Source organism: Frateuria defendens, from assembly GCF_001182895.1.
In the GTDB taxonomy this organism is placed as follows: domain Bacteria; phylum Pseudomonadota; class Gammaproteobacteria; order Xanthomonadales; family Rhodanobacteraceae; genus Frateuria_B; species Frateuria_B defendens.
Genome location: NZ_LFQR01000067.1, coordinates 1 through 17,039, shown reverse-complemented (window position 1 = coordinate 17,039; position 17,039 = coordinate 1). Strand labels below are relative to the sequence as shown.

Here is a 17,039-nt window from a genome sequence, read left to right as displayed (position 1 = left end):
CGATTGTCTTTGGCTACGCGGCCCCACTTCCCTGCCTGTCCTGGAAGGTGAGGCTCAAGCAGCGCCCAGTCCTTGTCCGAGAGATCGTGGCGTCGATGGGCTGGAGTCATTCAATTAGCGTCGCGGTTTGGAGATTGGTAGATTAGACCATATCTCATGACGACACTATCTAGGGCACCGCACCTTGCGGGTACATCCGCGCTGAAAAGCAAAGGCGCCCAATGGGCGCCTTTGCTTGGGACAATATCGCATCAGTCCTTTTTTGAACTCTCCGTGTTGACGGTGAGCCCGGACGTATCGACGCTCTTCACGCCCTTCACCGCCTTGGCGACCTTCTCGGCCTTGGTCTTTTCGCGTTCGCTGGCGACGGTGCCGGACAGCTTCACCATGCCGTCGGAGGTGTCGACGTTGATGTCGGTGGCGTGGATGCCCTTGGTGGTGGCGAATTCGGATTTCACCTTGGTGGTGATCCAGGCGTCGGCGGCCTTGTCGGGGACGGTCTGGTTCTCGGTCTGCGCCCGCGCACTGGATTCCTGCGCGGCCGCCTGGGCCAGCGGCATGCCTGCCAGCGCGGCGGCAGCCAGGGCCGTGGCCAGCAGGGACCTGCGGAACATGGGATGGGTACGCATGGCATCTCTCCTTGGGGAGCCTTGGGGAGGCGGGCGCCGTCTTGGCGCCGCCCCCGCATGGAAGCAGCCCGGGGGTGAATGCGGCGTGGTGCGGCGGAGTGCGGTTCATCGCCGGCTCGCGATTGCGCACGACGCGCGAGGGCGAGGTTAGTTTCGCGTTCCGGAGGCCGTGCGCGCGCTGGGGCGCGCACGGCCGCGGCGACGGCGGTTACTTCAGTTCGGTCTGGCTGGTGACCACCAGGCCGTGCTGGTCGACGTGGGCTTCGCCGCCGAGGGACTGGATGCGTGCGGCCTGGGCGCGCAGGGTGTCGAAGCGGGCCTTGAGGCGGGCCTGGGCGGCGGCGGCTTCCTTGTCGGCATCGTCCGTGGCCTTGTCGCCGCCCTGGTCCGCGTCGTCGTCCTTGCCGAGGGCGGCGGTGGCGGCGACGATGGCGTCGGTGCGCTGCTGCAGCAGGGTGACCCAGTCGAGGTACATGCCGCCGTCGAGGTGCGCGCGCAGCAGCCGGCCGGCGTCGCCGCCGGGGGCCTTGAGCATGTCGGCCAGCTTGGCGTCCTGGCCCGGGCCGACGCCGAGGGCGAGCGCCTTGGCGCCCATCGCCATCCACGCCGGCTGGTCGATTACGGCCTTCATGTCGTCCGGCAGCGGCACCGGCTTGCCGTCGGGCGCGAGTTTGAGCTTGGCCAGGGCGGTGTTCATCATCTGCCCCATGGCGAACAGGCCGGCGGGGTTGCTGGTGCCGAGCAGCAGGCGGCCGGAGACCGCGGGCAGGCGGCCGTCCTTGCCGGGCTGCAGGCTGTCCAGCGCCACATGCACGCCGAGCAGGTCGCCGAAGGGCGGGATCGCCGCCTTCTGCGCCAGGGCGCCGAGGCGCGCGAAGGTGTCGTTGAGGTCGAGCAGCAGCGGGCAGCCGAAGGGCCTGGCGGCGACGGCTTCGGCCTGGGCGGACCAGAAGCTGCGCAGCGGCGCCACCGGCAGCGCGAGGCTGAGGTCGAACGGCGCCTGGGCCGGCGTATCGCCCAGGCCCGGCAACTCGACCTTGAGGCCGGCGAAGGCCTGGGTGATGTCGGGCGCCAGCGCCACGTCCCAGCGCAGGTCCTGGTGCCTGGCGTCCAGCCGCGTGTAGCCGAAGCTGGTGGAGGGCACGCGGCCGGCGATGCGCACGGCGTCGTCGCGGCAGGCGGGCGGGATCTGCAGCTGGTTGGCCACCGGCTCGCCGGTCTTGGCCGACTCGGCCTCGGCGCGTGCCTTGACCAGCGCGCCGACCAGCGGGTCGCCGCCGTCGGCGAGCAGCGGCAGCGCGCGGGTGAAGTCGACCGCGCCGACGACCCACTTGCGGTAGTCCTTGGCCTTGGCGAGCTGCTCCAGGCGGCCCTCGTCCTGCAGGCTCCTGGCCGGGCGGTCCAGGCCGAGCGCCTGGCGCAGCAGCGGCGCGGGCGCGTCCGCAGGCAGCACCGCGGCCACCGCCTGCTTGCCGGCCACGGCCAGGATCAGCTGCGTGCCGGTGCCGGCGGAGACGTGGCGGCGATAGCTCTGGCCGCCGATGGCGGCGGTGTCGAGCTTCTTGCCGTAGGCGCTCTCGAGCCGGCCGACGAAGGCTTCGAAGGTGCGCGCGTCGGTCAGTTCGAAGCGCAGCACCGGCGCGAGGCCCAGGCCGTAGAGGGCGGAGTAGCCCTTGATGTCCAGGCCCGCGCTCTGCGCGAAGCTCTCGATGGTCTTGCCGTCCAGTTCGGCGGCCACGGCACGTAGCAGGCGCGCGCCGTCCGGGTCGCGGGCCGCGAGGTCGTCGGCGGCGTGGCGCAGGTCGTCCAGCTGGCCGGGCAGCTGGGCGTCGGCGGGGGCGAGCAGGGCGCGGCGGGTGGCGTCGTCGAGCACGTCGAGGTTGGCGACCACGTAGGGCGTGTCGGCCGGCACGAAGGCCAGCGGCGCGTCCTTGTCCTTGTGGCCGCAGGCCGCCAGCAGCGCGCCGGCCAAGGCCAGCGCGAGGGTGCGCGTCGTCGATCGCATGGTGATCCCCGGTGAGTGCTTCTTGCGGCACGCATTATGCCGCGCGCCGCGTACGTATGGCGTCATGGCCTGGCGGCCGGTGGGTGGGCTGGAAATCATGGTGGCGATACGTCCCTGTGCTGGCCGAAGGGGCGGTACAGGCGCTGTCCCGGGCGCCGGTCGGTGAGGCATCCTAACGCGCCGCCGCGCGGGCGGCGGCCGGCGATGGGGCGCGCAGGCGCCCCGCCGCGCTCAGCGGCCCATCACTTCCGCCAGCACCGCCATGCGCACGAACACGCCGTTGCCGACCTGCTCGAGGATGCGCGACTGCGCGCCGTCGGCCACCTCGGAGGCGATCTCGATACCGCGGTTGATCGGGCCCGGGTGCATCACCAGGCAGCCCTTGGCCGCGGTGGCGAGGCGCCGCGCGTCCAGGCCATAGTGCTGGAAGTAGGCCGCCTCGTCGGGCAGCTCCACCACCGCCATGCGCTCCTTCTGCAGGCGCAGCATGATCGCCACGTCGGCGCCCGCGATGGCGGCGTCGAAGTCGTGGTAGAGGCGGCAGCGCGGGAATTCCTCCTGCGCCGGCATCAGCTCGGCCGGGCCGCACAGGCGGACTTCCTTGGCGCCTAGCGCGGTCAGCATGTGCACGTCCGAGCGCGCCACGCGCGAGTGCTTGACGTCGCCGCAGATGGTCACCACCAGGTTCTCGAAGTCCGGCCGGTGCTGGCGGATGGTGAGCGCGTCGAGCAGGCCCTGGGTGGGGTGGGCGCGGTTGCCGTCGCCGGCGTTGATCACCGCCACGCCGCTCATCGCGTGGCGCACCAGCTCCTCCGGCGTGCCCGATTGCTTGTGGCGCACGATGATCGCGTCCAGGTGCATCGCCTCCAGCGTGTGCAGGGTGTCGAACAGCTCCTCGCCCTTGGTGGTGGAGGAGAAGCCGATGTCGAAGTTGATCACGTCGGCGCCGAGGCGGCGGGCGGCCAGCTCGAAGGAGGTGCGCGTGCGCGTGGACGGCTCGAAGAACAGGTTGAGGATGGTGCGCCCGGCCAGCAGGTCGAGCTTGCGCGTGCCGTAGGCGCAGGCATCGCGCATGGTGATGGCGCGGTCGAGCAGGCGCTCGATGCAGGCGCCGTTGAGGTGTTCGAGCGAGGTGAGGTGGCGCAGGCGTTGGATCATGGAGGTCGGCGGCGGAAGGGAGGAAGGGTCAGGCGGCGGGCGGCGCGGCGGCGCCGGGATCGGTGAGCCAGCGTTCGAGGATCACGGCGGCGGCGGTGGCGTCGATGCGCGCGGCGTCGCGGCGCTTGCGCAGGCCGGCGGCGCGGGCGTGGGCGAAGCGGCGGGCGGCCTCCTGCGAGCTGTGGCGCTCGTCCACCAGCACCACCGGCAGGCCGTAGCGGTGGCGCAGCCGCTCGGCGAAGCGGCGGGCCAGGCGGCTGGCCGGCTGCTCGGCGCCGTCGAGGGTGAGCGGCAGGCCGACGACCAGGGTGGCCGGCTGCCATTCGGCGCGCAGCGCGTCCAGTTGCGCCCAGTCGGGCTCGCCCTCGCGCACCGGCACGGCGGCCAGCGCGCTCGCCGCGGCGGTGAGCGGATTGCCGACGGCGACGCCGATCACCTTGCTGCCGACGTCGAAGCCGAAGGCATGATTCATCGGCGGTGCTCAGGCGTGGCCGGCATAGCCGGGCAGCTGCAGTGGATCGACGCCGACCAGCGCGGCGGCCGCGCTCCAGCGTTCCTCCAGCGGCGTCTGGAATACCACCCGCTCGCTGGCCTCGGCGGTGAGCCAGGCGTTTTCCTTCAGTTCCTGCTCCAGCTGGCCGGCGCTCCAGCCGGCGTAGCCGAGCACCATCAGCGCCTGCTGCGGGCCCTCGCCGGCGGCGATGGCAACCAGGATGTCGCGCGAGGTGGTCACCGACCACTGTTCGTTGATGCGGTAGCTCGATTCCCAGTGGCCGGCTTCGCGATGCAGCACGAAGCCGCGCTCCTGCTGCACCGGGCCACCGATCAGCACCGGCAAGTCGGCGGTGTCCGGGTCGTTGCAGGCGAGCTTCATCTGCGCCAGCACGTCGCCCAGGCGGTATTCGGAGAGGCGGTTGATCAGCAGGCCCACCGCGCCGTCCTCGTCGTGCTGGCACAGGAAGGCGACGCCGCGCGAGAAGGGCGGCTCGGTCAGGTTGGGCATGGCGATCAGGAACTGACCGGCAAGGCTCGGAGGGTGGGCGACGCTCATGCGGCGCATTGTAAGCAATGCGGAGCGGCGGCGCCCGTGCCGTGCCCGCGTGACGGGCGCGTCAACGGTTGCGCAGCACGTTGCCGGGGAGGAACTGCCAGGTGCGGGTGATGTGCAGCTCGTCGATGTGCTCGGCACCGGGGATCGGCGGGAACGGCGCGGCCAGGCGCACGATCTGCATCGCCGCCTTGTCCAGCAGCGGCTGGCCGGAACTGCGGTTGACGTCGATGGCCTTGACGCTGCCGTCGCGGGCGAGGGTGACGGTGAGCTCGAGTTCGCCGTGCAGATTGCGCTGTCGCGCTTCCTCGGGATAGTTGAGATTGCCCACGCGCTCGACCCGGTCGACCCAGCCGCGCATGTAGGCGGCGTAGGCGTATTCCTTGGTGTTGGCGGAGATGAACTTCTTCTTCGGTCGCTTGGCGTAGGCCTCGGTGCGGTGGCGCAGCTCCGCCGCGAGCTGGGCCATCTCCTGCTGGCGGCGCAGTTCCTCCGCGGTGGGCGGGTCCTGCGGGTCGCGCGGGCGCTGGTCGGTGTCGCTGGCGACGCTGAAGTCGCTGCGGCCGCGGGTGGTGACCCGGCGCGCGTCGGTGGCCTCCTGCGGCCGCGGCGCGGCGGCCTCGACCGGCTGCGGCGCGGTGCCGGGCACGGGCCGGGGCAGGGCGCCGGAGAACGGCTGCGAGGGGCGCTCGGCATGGTCGCGGTCGCCGCCGCCCTGGTTGCTGGCCTGGGCGAGGAAGTCGGCCTTGTCCGGCGCCTGGCGGTTGGCCACGTCGACCAGGGTCACGTCCAGCGTGGGCAGGCTGGGTGGGGATTTCACGAAATGGAAGGTGATGCCCAGCAGCAGCACGCCGTGCAGCAGCAGCGAGAACAGCAGGGTGGCGCCGATCGGGTCGGGGCTGCCGGGGCGGCGGGCGGCGGCGTTCACGTCAGCGCGGGCTCCGCTTCGAGCGCGTCGAACAGGGTGCCGGCGATGTTGAGCCCGAACTGCGCGTCCAGCTCGCGCGCGCAGGTGGGCGAGGTGACGTTGATCTCGGTGAGGTAGTCGCCGATCACATCCAGTCCCACGAAGCGCAGCCCGCGCCGGCGCAGCTCCGGGCCCACCTGGGCGGCGATCCAGCGGTCGCGCTCGCTGAGCGGCACGCCTTCGCCGCGGCCGCCGGCGGCGAGGTTGCCGCGGAACTCGTCGCCCTGCGGGATGCGCGCCAGCGCGTAGGGCACCGGCTCGCCGTCGATCAGCAGGATGCGCTTGTCGCCGGCGCTGATCTGCGGGATGAACTTCTGCGCCACGGTGAACTGCCGGCCCTCGCCGTGCGGGCCGCCGGCCAGCAGCGTCTCCAGCATGGAGTTGAGGTTCTTGTCGCCGGCCTTGACGTGGAAGATGCCGCGACCGCCCATGCCGTCCAGCGGCTTGAGCACCGCCTGGCCGTGCTCGGCCACGAAGCGGCGCAGCTCGGCCGGGTCGCGCGCCACCAGAGTCGGCGCCATGCAGTGCGGGAAGTGCAGGGCGAACACCTTCTCGTTGCAGTCGCGCAGCGCGCGCGGGTCGTTCACCACCTGCACGCCGCCGCGCTGGGCGGCTTCCAGCACCATGGTGTCGTAGATGAACTGGGCGTCCACCGGCGGGTCCTTGCGCATCAGTACCACGTCCAGCTCGCGCAGGTCGCGCCAGGCCGGCGTGCCGAGCGTGTACCAGCCGGACGGGTCGTCCTTCACCGCCAGCGGCGCCAGCCGCGCCCATGGCGCGCCGTCGCGCAGCGCCAGGTCGCCCTGCTCCATGTAGAACAGGGCGTAGCCGCGCCGCTGCGCTTCCAGCAGCATGGCGAAGGTGGTGTCCTTGGCGATCTTGATGGCGCCGATGGGATCCATCAGCACGGCGACCGAACGGGTCATCGGGTTCTCCGTAGTGGGTGCGGCGGTGCCGGCGTCCGGCCGCCTGGGCAAGATGGGGATGTTCGCCGAGCGCCAGGCCGGCGGCAAGCGCGGCGAAGGCGTGTGCGGCTTCGCGTTAATGCCGTCACGGCACGGCCATATCGGCGATTCGGCTTGACGTGCCGCGGGCCAGGCGGTAAACAGCAGCGCTTGAGCGTGTTTCTATACGCGGGCGTCTGCAAGACCCAATCATTCGCTGTAATGGCATGTCGGGTGGACAGTCGCGGGTGTCCGGCATGCGTCGCCTGAGCCTCAGGGCGGGCCGCAGGGGGAAAGTAATTTTGAACATGCATACCAATGGCCTGACCGGCCTGAAGGTCATGGTGATCGACGACTCCAAGACCATCCGGCGCACCGCCGAGACCTTGCTGAAGAAGGAAGGTTGCGAGGTGCTCACCGCCGTCGACGGTTTCGAGGCGCTGGCGGTGATCTCCGACCAGAGACCCTCGGTGATCTTCGTGGACATCATGATGCCGCGCCTGGACGGCTACCAGACCTGCGCGCTGATCAAGAACAACCCGCAGTTCCGCGGTACGCCGGTGATCATGCTGAGTTCCAAGGACGGCCTGTTCGACAAGGCGCGCGGGCGCATCGTGGGCGCCGAGCAATACCTCACCAAGCCCTTCACGCGCGACGAGCTGCTCGGCGCGATCCATCGTCACGTCAGCACGGTCTGAGCCGGCAACGGCCGTTTTTCAGGGGGAACCGTGGCAAGAATTCTCATCATCGACGACTCGCCGACCGACGTGCGCGTGTTCACCACGCTGCTGGAGAGGGCCGGCTTCCAGGTCGATGCGGTGCACACCGCCGAGGAAGGCATCGAGCGCGTGCGCAGCGCGCACCCCGACCTGGTGATCATGGACGTGATCATGCCCGGCATGAACGGCTTCCAGGCCACCCGCACGCTCACCCGCGACCCGGCCACGGCGGCGGTGCCCATCGTCATCATCACCACCAAGTCGATGGAGACCGACCGCGTGTGGGGCCTGCGCCAGGGCGCACGCGCCTTCATCACCAAGCCGGTGAACGAGCGCGAGCTGCTGGCCTGCATCAACGACCTGCTGCCGAGCGCCGCATGAACGCAACCGCCGAGAGCCCGTATGAAATCCTGGCCCGCTACGAGCGGCTGTCGCTCGCGCATGCCTCCGACGTGCAGGAGCGGCTGGACGCGCCGGGCCTGTGGCGCGGCATCGGCTACCGCGTCGGCGCGCGGCTGTTCGTCAGCGGCATCGACGAGATCAACGAACTGCTCGCCGTGCCGGCGATGGCGCCGGTGCCGGGCACCCGCCCGTGGCTGCTCGGCGTGGCCAACGTGCGCGGTAACCTGGTGCCGGTGATCGACCTGGCGCGCTTCCTGTTCGGCGAGCGCACCCAGGCGGCCGAGCGCACCCGCCTGCTGGTGGTGCGCCAGGGCGGCGGCAGCGTGGCGCTGCTGGTGGACGAGGTGTTCGGCCAGCGCACCGTGGACGGGCAGCAGCGGCAGGAAGCCGAGCACGAGGACGACCCGCGCCTGACGCGCTTCGTCGAGTCCCGCGTGCGGGTGGGCGAGCAGCAGCTGGCGCTGTTGAGCATGGGGCGACTGGTACGCGCGCCGGACTTCCGCCAGGCCGCGGCCTGACGGGACGGCGCGGACGGATGGGGCCGGCGGCGCGCAGCGTCGCCGGAAAAAAACGGGCGGCGGACGACATGCCTCCGCGGTCGAATGGCGGCTGGCAGTGCAGCAAACGGATGAGGTGTAAAAGATGAGCACTACAGGGGGCGTCGGCAAAGAGCGGGGCTATACAGGCCTCATCGTCTTGCTGCTGTTGGCGATTGGTTTCGCCGCAGTGGACTTCTTTCTGCTCAACCAGAAGAACGGCGAAGACCGCCAGGCCATCGCGCTGACCACGCAGGTGCAGGTGCTCTCGCAGCAGACCGCCAAGTACGCGCTGGAGGCAGCCGGCGGCAACGTCGACTCCTTCAAGGAACTGGAGAGCACCCGCAACGCCATCGACTCGGCGGTGCAGCACCTCTCCAAGGGCGACCCCAAGGGCGGTATGCAGCCCTACGCGGACAACAACGCCTCGCCCACCGGCCGCGCGGTGACCGCGCTGGTCAACGCCTGGGTGCAGCTGGACGGCGACATCCGCAAGATCCTCTCCAACCAGGGCGTGGTGCTCGATTCGGCCGCGCGCGCCAACACCATCTCCCAGCAGGTGCCGCAGCTCAACTCCAGCATGGAGCAGGTGGTGAACATCCTGCAGCAGCGCAACGGCAGCGCCGAGCAGATGCTCGGCTCCTCGCGCCAGATGCTGCTGGCCGACCGCATCATCCGCCGCGTGCAGGAGGTGCTGCAGGGCGGCGACGGCGCGCAGGCGGCGGCCGACGGCCTGGCCCGCGACGCGCAGCTCTACGGCACCGTGCTCAACGGCCTCACCGTGGGCGACAACGCCTCCGGCGTGAAGGCGATGAACGACGCCAACGCGCGCAAGATCCTCGGCGACATGGGCACCCTCTGGAACGGCCTGGACGACCCGCTGGGCAAGCTGGTGGCCGCCGCCGGCAACCTCGCCGACGTCAAGCACGCCGGCAACCAGACCTCGCTGGACTCGCAGAACGTGCTGCTGCGCGCCAACGAGCTGGCCGAGCAGATCGGCCGGCTGCCGATCCGCCGCCTGTTCCCCAACATCGGCTGGGGCCTCCTGGCCGCGATCGGCGCGGTGGCCTTCGCGCTGCTGCTGGTGATCCAGCTGGTGCGCGACCAGCGCCGCCGCTTCCAGGATTCGGCCGAGCTCAACCAGCGCAACCAGGAGGCGATCATGCGCCTGCTGGACGAGATGGGCTCGCTCGCCGAGGGCGACCTGACGGTGAAGACCACGGTGACGGAGGACATCACCGGCGCCATCGCCGACTCGGTGAACTACGCCATCGACGAGTTGCGCACCCTGGTGACCACCATCAACGAGACCTCCGAGCAGGTCTCCTCCTCGGCGCAGGAGACGCAGACCACCGCGCGCAACCTCGCCGACGCCGCCCAGCACCAGGCGCAGCAGATCGGTTCGGCCACGGTGGCGATCAACCAGATCGCCAGCCTGATGGACGGCGTGTCGAAGGACTCCGCCGAATCGGCCGACGTGGCCGAGCGCTCGGTGAAGATCGCCTCGCGCGGCGCCGAGGTGGTGCGCGAGACGATCTCCGGCATGGACTCCATCCGCGACCAGATCCAGGAGACCTCCAAGCGCATCAAGCGGCTGGGCGAATCCTCGCAGGAGATCGGCTCGATCGTGGAGCTAATCAACGACATCGCCGAGCAGACCAACATCCTCGCGCTCAACGCGGCCATCCAGGCGGCCTCGGCCGGCGAGGCGGGCCGCGGCTTCGCGGTGGTGGCGGACGAAGTGCAGCGCCTCGCCGAGCGCTCGGCGAGCGCCACGAAGCGTATCGAGACGCTGGTGCAGACGATTCAGTCGGACACCAACGAGGCGGTGCACTCGATGGAGCAGACCACCACCGAGGTGGTGGCGGGCGCCCGCCTGGCCGAGGACGCCGGCAGCGCGCTGGGCGACATCGAGCGCGTGTCGCACGACCTCTCCGCGCTGATCCAGAACATCTCGGTGGCGGCGCGCGAGCAGTCGGCGGCGGCCACCGACATCTCGCAGTCGATGAACGCGATCCAGCAGATCACCTCGCAGACCTCGCAGGGCGCGAGCCAGACGGCCGAGTCGATCGGCTACCTGGCGCAGCTGGCCAGCGACCTGCGGCGCTCGGTGGCGCACTTCAAGCTGCCGGGCTGAGTCCCGGTGAATTCGGCAAGCTCGCCGGTTGCGAGATGCGCGCATCGCGCGACCGCTGAGAGGGGCGCATGAGACTCCAAGACCACATCGATTTCACCACCCTGCAGTGGGTCAAGCCCGAGCTGGACGAGACGCTCGCCCAGGCGCGCCAGGCGCTGGAGGACTACGTCGAGAACCCGGGCCGCGCCGACGCCATGCGCCGCGGCGCGCAGAACCTGCACCAGGTGCAGGGCACCCTGCGCATGGTGGAGCTGTACGGCGCGGCGATGGTGGCCGAGGAGATGGAGAACCTCGCCATCGCGCTGCTGGAAGACCACGTGCGCCAGCGCGACGACGCCTACGCGGCGCTGATGCGCGGCCTGGTGCAGCTGCCGGACTACCTCGAACGCCTTTCCGGCGGCCACCGCGACGTGCCGATGGTGCTGCTGCCGCTGCTCAACGAGCTGCGCGCCAGCCGCGACCAGCAGGCGCTGTCCGAGGCCTCACTGTTCAACCCCAACCTCGAGGCGGCGCTGCCCGAGCCGGCGCCCGCCGTGCGCGACGCGGCCGATCCGGCGCGGCTCAAGGCCGAGATCGGGCAGCTGCGCCTGCGCTTCCAGCAGCAACTGCTCGGCTGGTTCCGCGGACAGAGCCCGGACCAGCAGCTCGGCGCCATGCGTCAGAGCCTGCTGGCGATCGCCGCGCGCTGCCGCAGCGTGCCGGGCCGGCGTCTGTGGTGGATCACCGCCGGCGTGCTGGAGGGCCTGGAGCAGGGCATGCTCAAGGGCCAGGCCGGCGAAGTGCGCCAGCTGATCGGCAAGGTGGACCGCAACATCCGCCAGCTGATCGAGCACGGCGAGGAAAGCCTGCGCGGCGGCGACGCCGACGACCTTGCCAAGAAGCTGCTCTACCTCGTGGCCCAGGCCAAGCAGCGCAGCCCGCAGATGGAGCAGCTGCGCCAGATCTACCGCCTCGACAGCCTGCTGCCCGACGAGAGCGAGCTGGAGCATGCGCGCGGCTCGATGTCCGGCCACAACCGCGCCCTGCTCGACTCGGTGTCGCGCGCGCTGAAGGACGACCTGCTGCGGGTGAAGGAATCGCTCGACCTGTTCCTGCGCCAGCCCGACGCCGATCCGGTCGGCCTGATCGCCCAGGGCGACGTGCTCGAGCGCGTCGGCGACACCCTGGGCATGCTGGCGCTCGCGGTGCCGCGCCGGGTGATCAACGAGCAGCGCCGCGTGCTGGAGGAGGTCGCCAACCGGCTGCGTCCGGCCGACGAGGAATCGCTGCTCGACGTCGCCGGCGCGCTGCTCTACGTGGAAGCCTCGCTGGACGACCACATCGACAGCCTCGGCGCGGAAGACAGCCCGGCCGACGCCGTGACGCCCGCGCTGCCGCGCAGCGAGGCGCGGCAGATCCTCGCCTCGCTGATGCAGGAGGCGATTGGCAACACCGGCAAGGTGAAGGAGGCGATCGTCGCCTTCGTCGAATCGGGCTGGCAGCACGCGCCGCTGGGCGAGGTGCCGGAACTGATGGGCGAGGTGGCCGGCGCGCTGCGCATGCTCTCCGCCAACCGCGCCGCCGAACTGTCCGAAGGCATCGGCCGCTTCGTCGGCAACGAGCTCCTGGCCGACCGGCGCGTGCCGGGCGGCCAGCAGATGGACCACCTGGCCGACGCGCTCGCCGCATTGGAGTACTACCTGGAGGCCGCGCGCGAGCATCGGGGGGGGCTCGAGCACATCCTGGACGTGGCCGAGCACAGCCTCGGCGCGCTCGGCTACTGGCCGCTGCCGGCGGCCCGCACGCCCGTGCCGGCGGAGCCCGAGGAGGCGCCGGCCGCCGCCGCGTCCGAGCCGCCGGCGCCCGTGCTGTCCGAGCCGGTGAGCCTGGCGCAGGGCGAGGATCTCGGCAGCCTCTTCATCGGCGCCGCCGCGGCGGTGCCCGCGCCGGAGCACGACGTCGACGGACTGCGCCTGGTCGCCACCGAGGCCATCGAAGTGCCGGCCGCCGTCGAGCTGGCCGACTGGGACGAGATCGAGGAGGAGGTGTTCGAGGAGGTGCCGGTGGCCGACGCCCTGGCCGCCAACGCCGGCTTCCAGCACAGCGGCGAGGGCATCGACGACGACATCCGCGAGATCTTCCTGGAGGAGATGCAGGAGGAGATCGACAACCTGCTGGCCGGCGAACGCGACTGGCTGGCCGATCCCGCGCAGCTTGCCGCGCTCACCCCGATCCGCCGCTCCTTCCATACCCTCAAGGGCTCCGGCCGCCTGGTCGGCGCCAGCGTGCTGGGCGAGTTCGCGTGGAAGGTCGAGAACATGCTCAACCGCGTGCTCGACCAGAGCATTCCGCCGCACGAGGGCGTGCAGGCGCTGGTGCGCCACGCCATCGGGGCGCTGCCGCAGCTGCGCGCGGCGCTCAGGGACGGCACCCTGCCCACCGCGCCGCTCAGCGCCATCATGCAGGCGGCCGACCAGCTGGCCGCCGGCGAGCAGGCCAGCGTCGAGCAGTTCGCCTCCACCGCCACCCAGACCGTGCGGCGCGTGGTACGCCGCCGCGTGCCGCGGCTGGATGCGCAGGCGTCCTCGATCCCTGCCGCCGCGCACACCGACCACACTGCCGCCGCGGTCGAGGCCGCCGCGTCCGGGGCGGACGAGAACGCGGTCGAGCTGCCGCGGCTGCCGCCGGTCGATCCGGTGCTGCTGGAGATCCTGCGCAGCGAGGTGGCGCAGTACCTGCAGGCCATCCGCGCGGCGGTCCTGCGCAGCAACGGCGGCCTCGCGGTGGACGACGGCCTGCTGCGCGCCGTGCATACCCTGCACGGGGCGATCGCGATGGTCGAGATCCCCCTGCTCATGCCGCTGCTGTCGCCGCTGGAGAGCCTGCTCAAGCGCCTGCGCGCGGCCGGCCTGCCGCTGTCGGAGGAAGGCGTGGGCCTGCTGGCCGACGCCGCCGACGCGGTGGACCAGGTGATGGCGCAGTTCGACGTCGCCGAACCGCAGCTGCCCGAGATCGAGCCGCTGATCGCCCGCCTGACCGAACTGCGCGACGCGCAGCCCGAGCCGAAGGTGGCGCACGTGGTGTTCGACCCGCAGGGCGGCGCCGTGCCGGAGACGCTCGCCGCCGAGTTGGCCGGGGAAGAAGTCGCCCTCGCGGGCGAGCCGGAGCCGGAAGAGGCGGTCGAACCGCTGCTGGCGGACGAGGCCGCGCCGTGGGAAGAGGCCGCGCCGGACGACGACGCGGCGCCGGCCGTGGCCGGCGGCGATGCCGGGGACGCGCAGGACGCGGAGCCGGCGAACGCCGATCACGCGGAACACGACCACGGTGCGTTCGAAGCGCAGCTGCTGGCCGCGCTCGACGCCTTCGACGCGGCCGAGGCGACGCCGATCGAGGCGGAGGACGAGTCGTCCGCCGCGAAGCCGGGTGCGGAAGCGTGGTTCCTCGACGAAACGGTCTCCGTGCAGCGGGTCGAGCCGGTCGAGGGCGTCGAAGGCATCGAAGTCGCCGAAGCCGGCGAATTTACCGAAACTGCCGAAGCCAACGAAGCCAGCGAAGCAGCAGCCCCCGAGGCCGCCATTCCCGACGAATCGGCCTTCGCGGCATCCCTCGCCGAGGTGCCGGCCGAGGTGCTGGCCGACGCCGGCGAGCCAGCACCGGCCGAGCCCGTCGCGGCATCCGAGCCCCAGGCCGACGAACCTCAGGCTGACGAGCCCCAGGCCGACGAACCCCGGGCCGAGCCGGTCGACGAAGCCGACGATTGGGACGCTTTGCTGGCCGAGATCGCGGCCCACGAACGCCTGGTCGGGGCGGCCGCGCCGCTGGGCGAGGACGAGCCGCTGGCCTCGGCGGACGAAACGGCCGAGCCCGAGGCGGCCGTTGTGGAGCCCTTCGATTCGGCGACGGTATCCGTCGAGCCGGTCGAATCCGTCGAAGGGATCGAGCCGGTCGAACCCGTCGAGTCGAGCGAGCCCCTGCCGCTGGCCGCCGAAGCCGAAGCCGAAGCCGAAGCCGAAGCCGAAGCCGAAGAGCTTGCGGCGGCGCCGGTCGAGCCGCTCGAAGGCCTGTGGACCGGCGACCTCGATCCGGACCTGCTCGAAGTGTTCGTGGAGGAGGCGCGCGAGATCCTCGACCACGCCGACGACGTGCTCGCCCAGTGGCGCGCCGCGCCGGCCGAGCTGGCGCACGTGGTGGACCTGCAGCGCGACCTGCACACGCTCAAGGGCGGTGCGCGCATCGCCGGCCTGGTGCCGGTGGGCGACCTCACCCACGCCATCGAGACGCTGCTCGAGAAGCCGGTGGGCGACGGCGTGCGCGCCACCCAGGTGATCGGCGCGCTGGAAGACGGCTTCGACCACCTGCACGGCCTGGTTCAGCGCATCGGCCAGGGCCGCGGCATCGCCTACCCGCAGGCGCTGATCGACCGCTTCCTGGCGCTGGCCGGCGAGGCGAGGCTGGTCGAGCGCGGCGAGAGCGAGCCGGCCGCGGCCGCGCCGCCGGCCGCGCCGGAACCGGTCGTCGACGCGGCGCCGCTGGCCCCGCTGCCCGAGCTGCTGCCGGAAACGGCCGAGCAGGGCGCGCGCGCCGCGCAGGAGCAGATCCGCGTGCGCGCGGACCTGCTCGACAGCCTGGTGAACCACGCCGGCGAGGTGGCCATCTACCGCTCGCGCCTGGAACAGCAGGTCTCCGCCTACCGCTTCAACCTGGTCGAGCTGGAACAGACCGTGGCCCGCCTGCGCAGCCAGCTGCGTATGCTGGAGATCGAGACCGAGGCGCAGATCATTGCGCGCTTCCAGCGCGAGCAGCGCGACACCGGCCTGGGCGTGTTCGACCCGCTGGAGCTGGACCGCTTCTCGCAGCTGCAGCAGTACTCGCGCGCGCTGGCCGAGTCGGTGTCCGACCTGGTGGCCATCCAGGGCATGTTCGACGACCTCACCCGCCAGGCCGAGACGCTGCTGATCCAGCAGTCGCGGGTCAGCTCCGAGCTGCAGGAAGGCCTGCTGCGCACGCGCATGCTGCCGTTCGACACCATGGTGCCGAACCTGCGCCGCACCCTGCGCCAGGCGGCGCAGGAAGAGGGCAAGCGCGCCCAGCTCTACGTCGAGGGCGCGCACGGCGAAATGGACCGCAACCTGCTCGACCGCCTCAAGGCGCCGTTCGAGCACATGCTGCGCAACGCCATCGCGCACGGCATCGAGTCGCCGGCGGAGCGCCGTGCGGCCGGCAAGCCGGAGGACGGCGCGGTGCGCATCCGCGTGGCGCGCGAGGCCACCGAGGTGGTGATCCAGGTGAGCGACGACGGCCGCGGCCTCGACCGCGCGGCCATTCGCGCCCGCGCCGTCGAGCGCGGCCTGATCGGCGCCGGCGACCACCTCGACGACGAGCAGCTGCTCGGCCTGATCACCCAGACCGGCTTCTCCACCGCCGGGGCGGTGACCCAGCTGGCCGGCCGCGGCGTCGGCATGGACGTGGTGGCCAACGAGATCCGCCAGCTCGGCGGCTCGCTGGCGATCGAGTCGCCGCCGGGCCGCGGCACCACCTTCGTGCTGCGCCTGCCGTTCACCCTCGCGGTGACGCAGGCGATCCTGGTGCGCATCGGCGAGGCCACCTTCGCCATCCCGATGACCTCGGTGCAGGGCGTGGCGCGCATCAGCCCGGACGAGCTGGCCGGCCGCCTGGCCGAGGCGGAGCCCGCGTTCCAGTACAGCGGCGAGCAGTACGGCATCCACGACCTCGCCGGGCTGCTCGGCCTGCCGCCGGCCTACGCGGTGGAGGAAGGGCCGCTGCCGCTGCTGCTCACCCGTTCCGGCGACCTGCGCGCGGCGATCCGCGTCGATGCGGTGCTCGGCTCGCGCGAGATCGTGGTCAAGTCGGTCGGCCCGCAGGTGAGCTCGGTGCCGGGCGTGCTCGGCGCCACCATCATGGGCGACGGCTCGGTGCTGATCATCCTCGACCTCGCGCCGCTGGTGCGCCACGGCTCGGTGCGGCGCGAGCAGCGCCTGGCCGACGGCCTGCCGGTGGAGCCCGCGGGGCCGGCGGAAGAGCCGCGCAGCCGGCCGCTGGTGATGGTGGTGGACGACTCCATCACCATGCGCAAGGTCACCGGCCGCGTGCTGGAGCGCAACGAATACGAGGTCCTCACCGCGAAGGACGGCATCGACGCGCTGGAGAAACTGCACGAGCGCGTGCCCGACCTGATGCTGCTGGACATCGAGATGCCGCGCATGGACGGCTACGAGCTGGCCACCCACATGAAGGCCGACCCGCGCCTGCGCGAGGTGCGCATCGTGATGATCACCTCGCGCACCGGCGAGAAGCACCGCCAGCGCGCCTTCGACATCGGCGTGGACCGCTACCTCGGCAAGCCCTACCAGGAGTCCGAGCTGCTGGCGCAGATCGGCGAGGTGCTGGCGCAGCGCGCCGCGGAGCCGACCCATGGCTGAGGCGCCCGCAGTCGCCCTGCTGTTCGACGACGAGGCGCTGGGCGCGCCGCTGCGCGCGGCGCTGGCCGAGGCCGG

General features: G+C 71.6%; 13 protein-coding genes. 6 read left to right on the top strand and 7 right to left on the bottom strand.

Going from position 1 to position 17,039, the window contains the following annotated elements; genetic code table 11:
• Window positions 1-251: 251 nt before the first annotated feature.
• From ACH65_RS10755 to gshB, 7 genes are all read right to left on the bottom strand, one after another.
• Window positions 252-629 carry a BON domain-containing protein gene (locus ACH65_RS10755; protein ID WP_049622594.1) on the bottom strand — a complete coding sequence of 126 codons (378 nt, stop codon included), beginning with the start codon at window positions 627-629 and terminating at the stop codon, window positions 252-254.
• A gap of 208 nt (window positions 630-837) precedes the next feature.
• Entirely contained in the window at window positions 838-2,634 is a 1,797-nt protein-coding gene (locus ACH65_RS10750; RefSeq protein WP_049622593.1) for a hypothetical protein, read from the bottom strand.
• A gap of 231 nt (window positions 2,635-2,865) precedes the next feature.
• Entirely contained in the window at window positions 2,866-3,792 is a 927-nt protein-coding gene (locus ACH65_RS10745) for an aspartate carbamoyltransferase catalytic subunit (RefSeq protein WP_049622592.1), read from the bottom strand.
• A 28-nt stretch (window positions 3,793-3,820) separates the two neighbouring features.
• A complete protein-coding gene (gene ruvX, locus ACH65_RS10740) occupies window positions 3,821-4,264 on the bottom strand; it encodes a Holliday junction resolvase RuvX (protein WP_049622591.1) in 444 nt (147 codons plus the stop codon).
• A gap of 9 nt (window positions 4,265-4,273) precedes the next feature.
• Window positions 4,274-4,843: a YqgE/AlgH family protein gene (locus ACH65_RS10735; RefSeq protein WP_049622596.1), complete on the bottom strand. Its 570-nt coding sequence runs from the start codon at window positions 4,841-4,843 to the stop codon at window positions 4,274-4,276.
• 61 nt (window positions 4,844-4,904) lie between these two features.
• Window positions 4,905-5,768: a cell envelope integrity TolA family protein gene (locus ACH65_RS10730; protein WP_049622590.1), complete on the bottom strand. Its 864-nt coding sequence runs from the start codon at window positions 5,766-5,768 to the stop codon at window positions 4,905-4,907.
• Window positions 5,765-6,733, bottom strand: coding sequence for a glutathione synthase (gshB, locus tag ACH65_RS10725; protein WP_049622589.1), 969 nt, complete (start codon window positions 6,731-6,733; stop codon window positions 5,765-5,767). The genes ACH65_RS10730 and gshB overlap by 4 nt, the downstream gene beginning before the upstream one ends.
• Between gshB and ACH65_RS19825 the strand changes: the two genes are divergently transcribed.
• The 6 genes from ACH65_RS19825 (at window position 6,699) to ACH65_RS10700 (ending at window position 16,964) form a co-directional block, all read left to right on the top strand.
• Window positions 6,699-6,890, top strand: a complete 192-nt coding sequence (locus ACH65_RS19825; RefSeq protein ID WP_153242558.1) for a hypothetical protein — start codon at window positions 6,699-6,701, stop codon at window positions 6,888-6,890. The genes gshB and ACH65_RS19825 overlap by 35 nt on opposite strands.
• A gap of 169 nt (window positions 6,891-7,059) precedes the next feature.
• On the top strand, window positions 7,060-7,449 hold the full coding sequence (gene pilG, locus ACH65_RS10720; protein WP_049622595.1) for a twitching motility response regulator PilG: 390 nt from the start codon (window positions 7,060-7,062) through the stop codon (window positions 7,447-7,449).
• 30 nt (window positions 7,450-7,479) lie between these two features.
• Entirely contained in the window at window positions 7,480-7,851 is a 372-nt protein-coding gene (locus tag ACH65_RS10715; RefSeq protein WP_049622588.1) for a response regulator, read from the top strand.
• A complete protein-coding gene (locus tag ACH65_RS10710; RefSeq protein WP_049622587.1) occupies window positions 7,848-8,390 on the top strand; it encodes a chemotaxis protein CheW in 543 nt (180 codons plus the stop codon). Before ACH65_RS10715 ends, ACH65_RS10710 begins: the two co-directional genes overlap by 4 nt.
• 124 nt (window positions 8,391-8,514) lie before the next feature.
• Window positions 8,515-10,545, top strand: coding sequence for a methyl-accepting chemotaxis protein (locus ACH65_RS10705; RefSeq protein WP_049622586.1), 2,031 nt, complete (start codon window positions 8,515-8,517; stop codon window positions 10,543-10,545).
• 68 nt (window positions 10,546-10,613) lie between these two features.
• Window positions 10,614-16,964: a hybrid sensor histidine kinase/response regulator gene (locus tag ACH65_RS10700; RefSeq protein ID WP_049622585.1), complete on the top strand. Its 6,351-nt coding sequence runs from the start codon at window positions 10,614-10,616 to the stop codon at window positions 16,962-16,964.
• Window positions 16,965-17,039 lie beyond the last annotated feature (75 nt).

Coding starts and splice junctions, on each gene's coding strand:
- ACH65_RS10755 (WP_049622594.1), bottom strand. CDS start 629: ATGCGTACCCATCCCATGTTCCGCAGGTCCCTGCTGGCCACGGCCCTG.
- ACH65_RS10750 (WP_049622593.1), bottom strand. CDS start 2,634: ATGCGATCGACGACGCGCACCCTCGCGCTGGCCTTGGCCGGCGCGCTG.
- ACH65_RS10745 (WP_049622592.1), bottom strand. CDS start 3,792: ATGATCCAACGCCTGCGCCACCTCACCTCGCTCGAACACCTCAACGGC.
- ruvX (WP_049622591.1), bottom strand. CDS start 4,264: ATGAATCATGCCTTCGGCTTCGACGTCGGCAGCAAGGTGATCGGCGTC.
- ACH65_RS10735 (WP_049622596.1), bottom strand. CDS start 4,843: ATGAGCGTCGCCCACCCTCCGAGCCTTGCCGGTCAGTTCCTGATCGCC.
- ACH65_RS19825 (WP_153242558.1), top strand. CDS start 6,699: ATGGGATCCATCAGCACGGCGACCGAACGGGTCATCGGGTTCTCCGTA.
- gshB (WP_049622589.1), bottom strand. CDS start 6,733: ATGACCCGTTCGGTCGCCGTGCTGATGGATCCCATCGGCGCCATCAAG.
- pilG (WP_049622595.1), top strand. CDS start 7,060: ATGCATACCAATGGCCTGACCGGCCTGAAGGTCATGGTGATCGACGAC.
- ACH65_RS10710 (WP_049622587.1), top strand. CDS start 7,848: ATGAACGCAACCGCCGAGAGCCCGTATGAAATCCTGGCCCGCTACGAG.
- ACH65_RS10705 (WP_049622586.1), top strand. CDS start 8,515: ATGAGCACTACAGGGGGCGTCGGCAAAGAGCGGGGCTATACAGGCCTC.
- ACH65_RS10700 (WP_049622585.1), top strand. CDS start 10,614: ATGAGACTCCAAGACCACATCGATTTCACCACCCTGCAGTGGGTCAAG.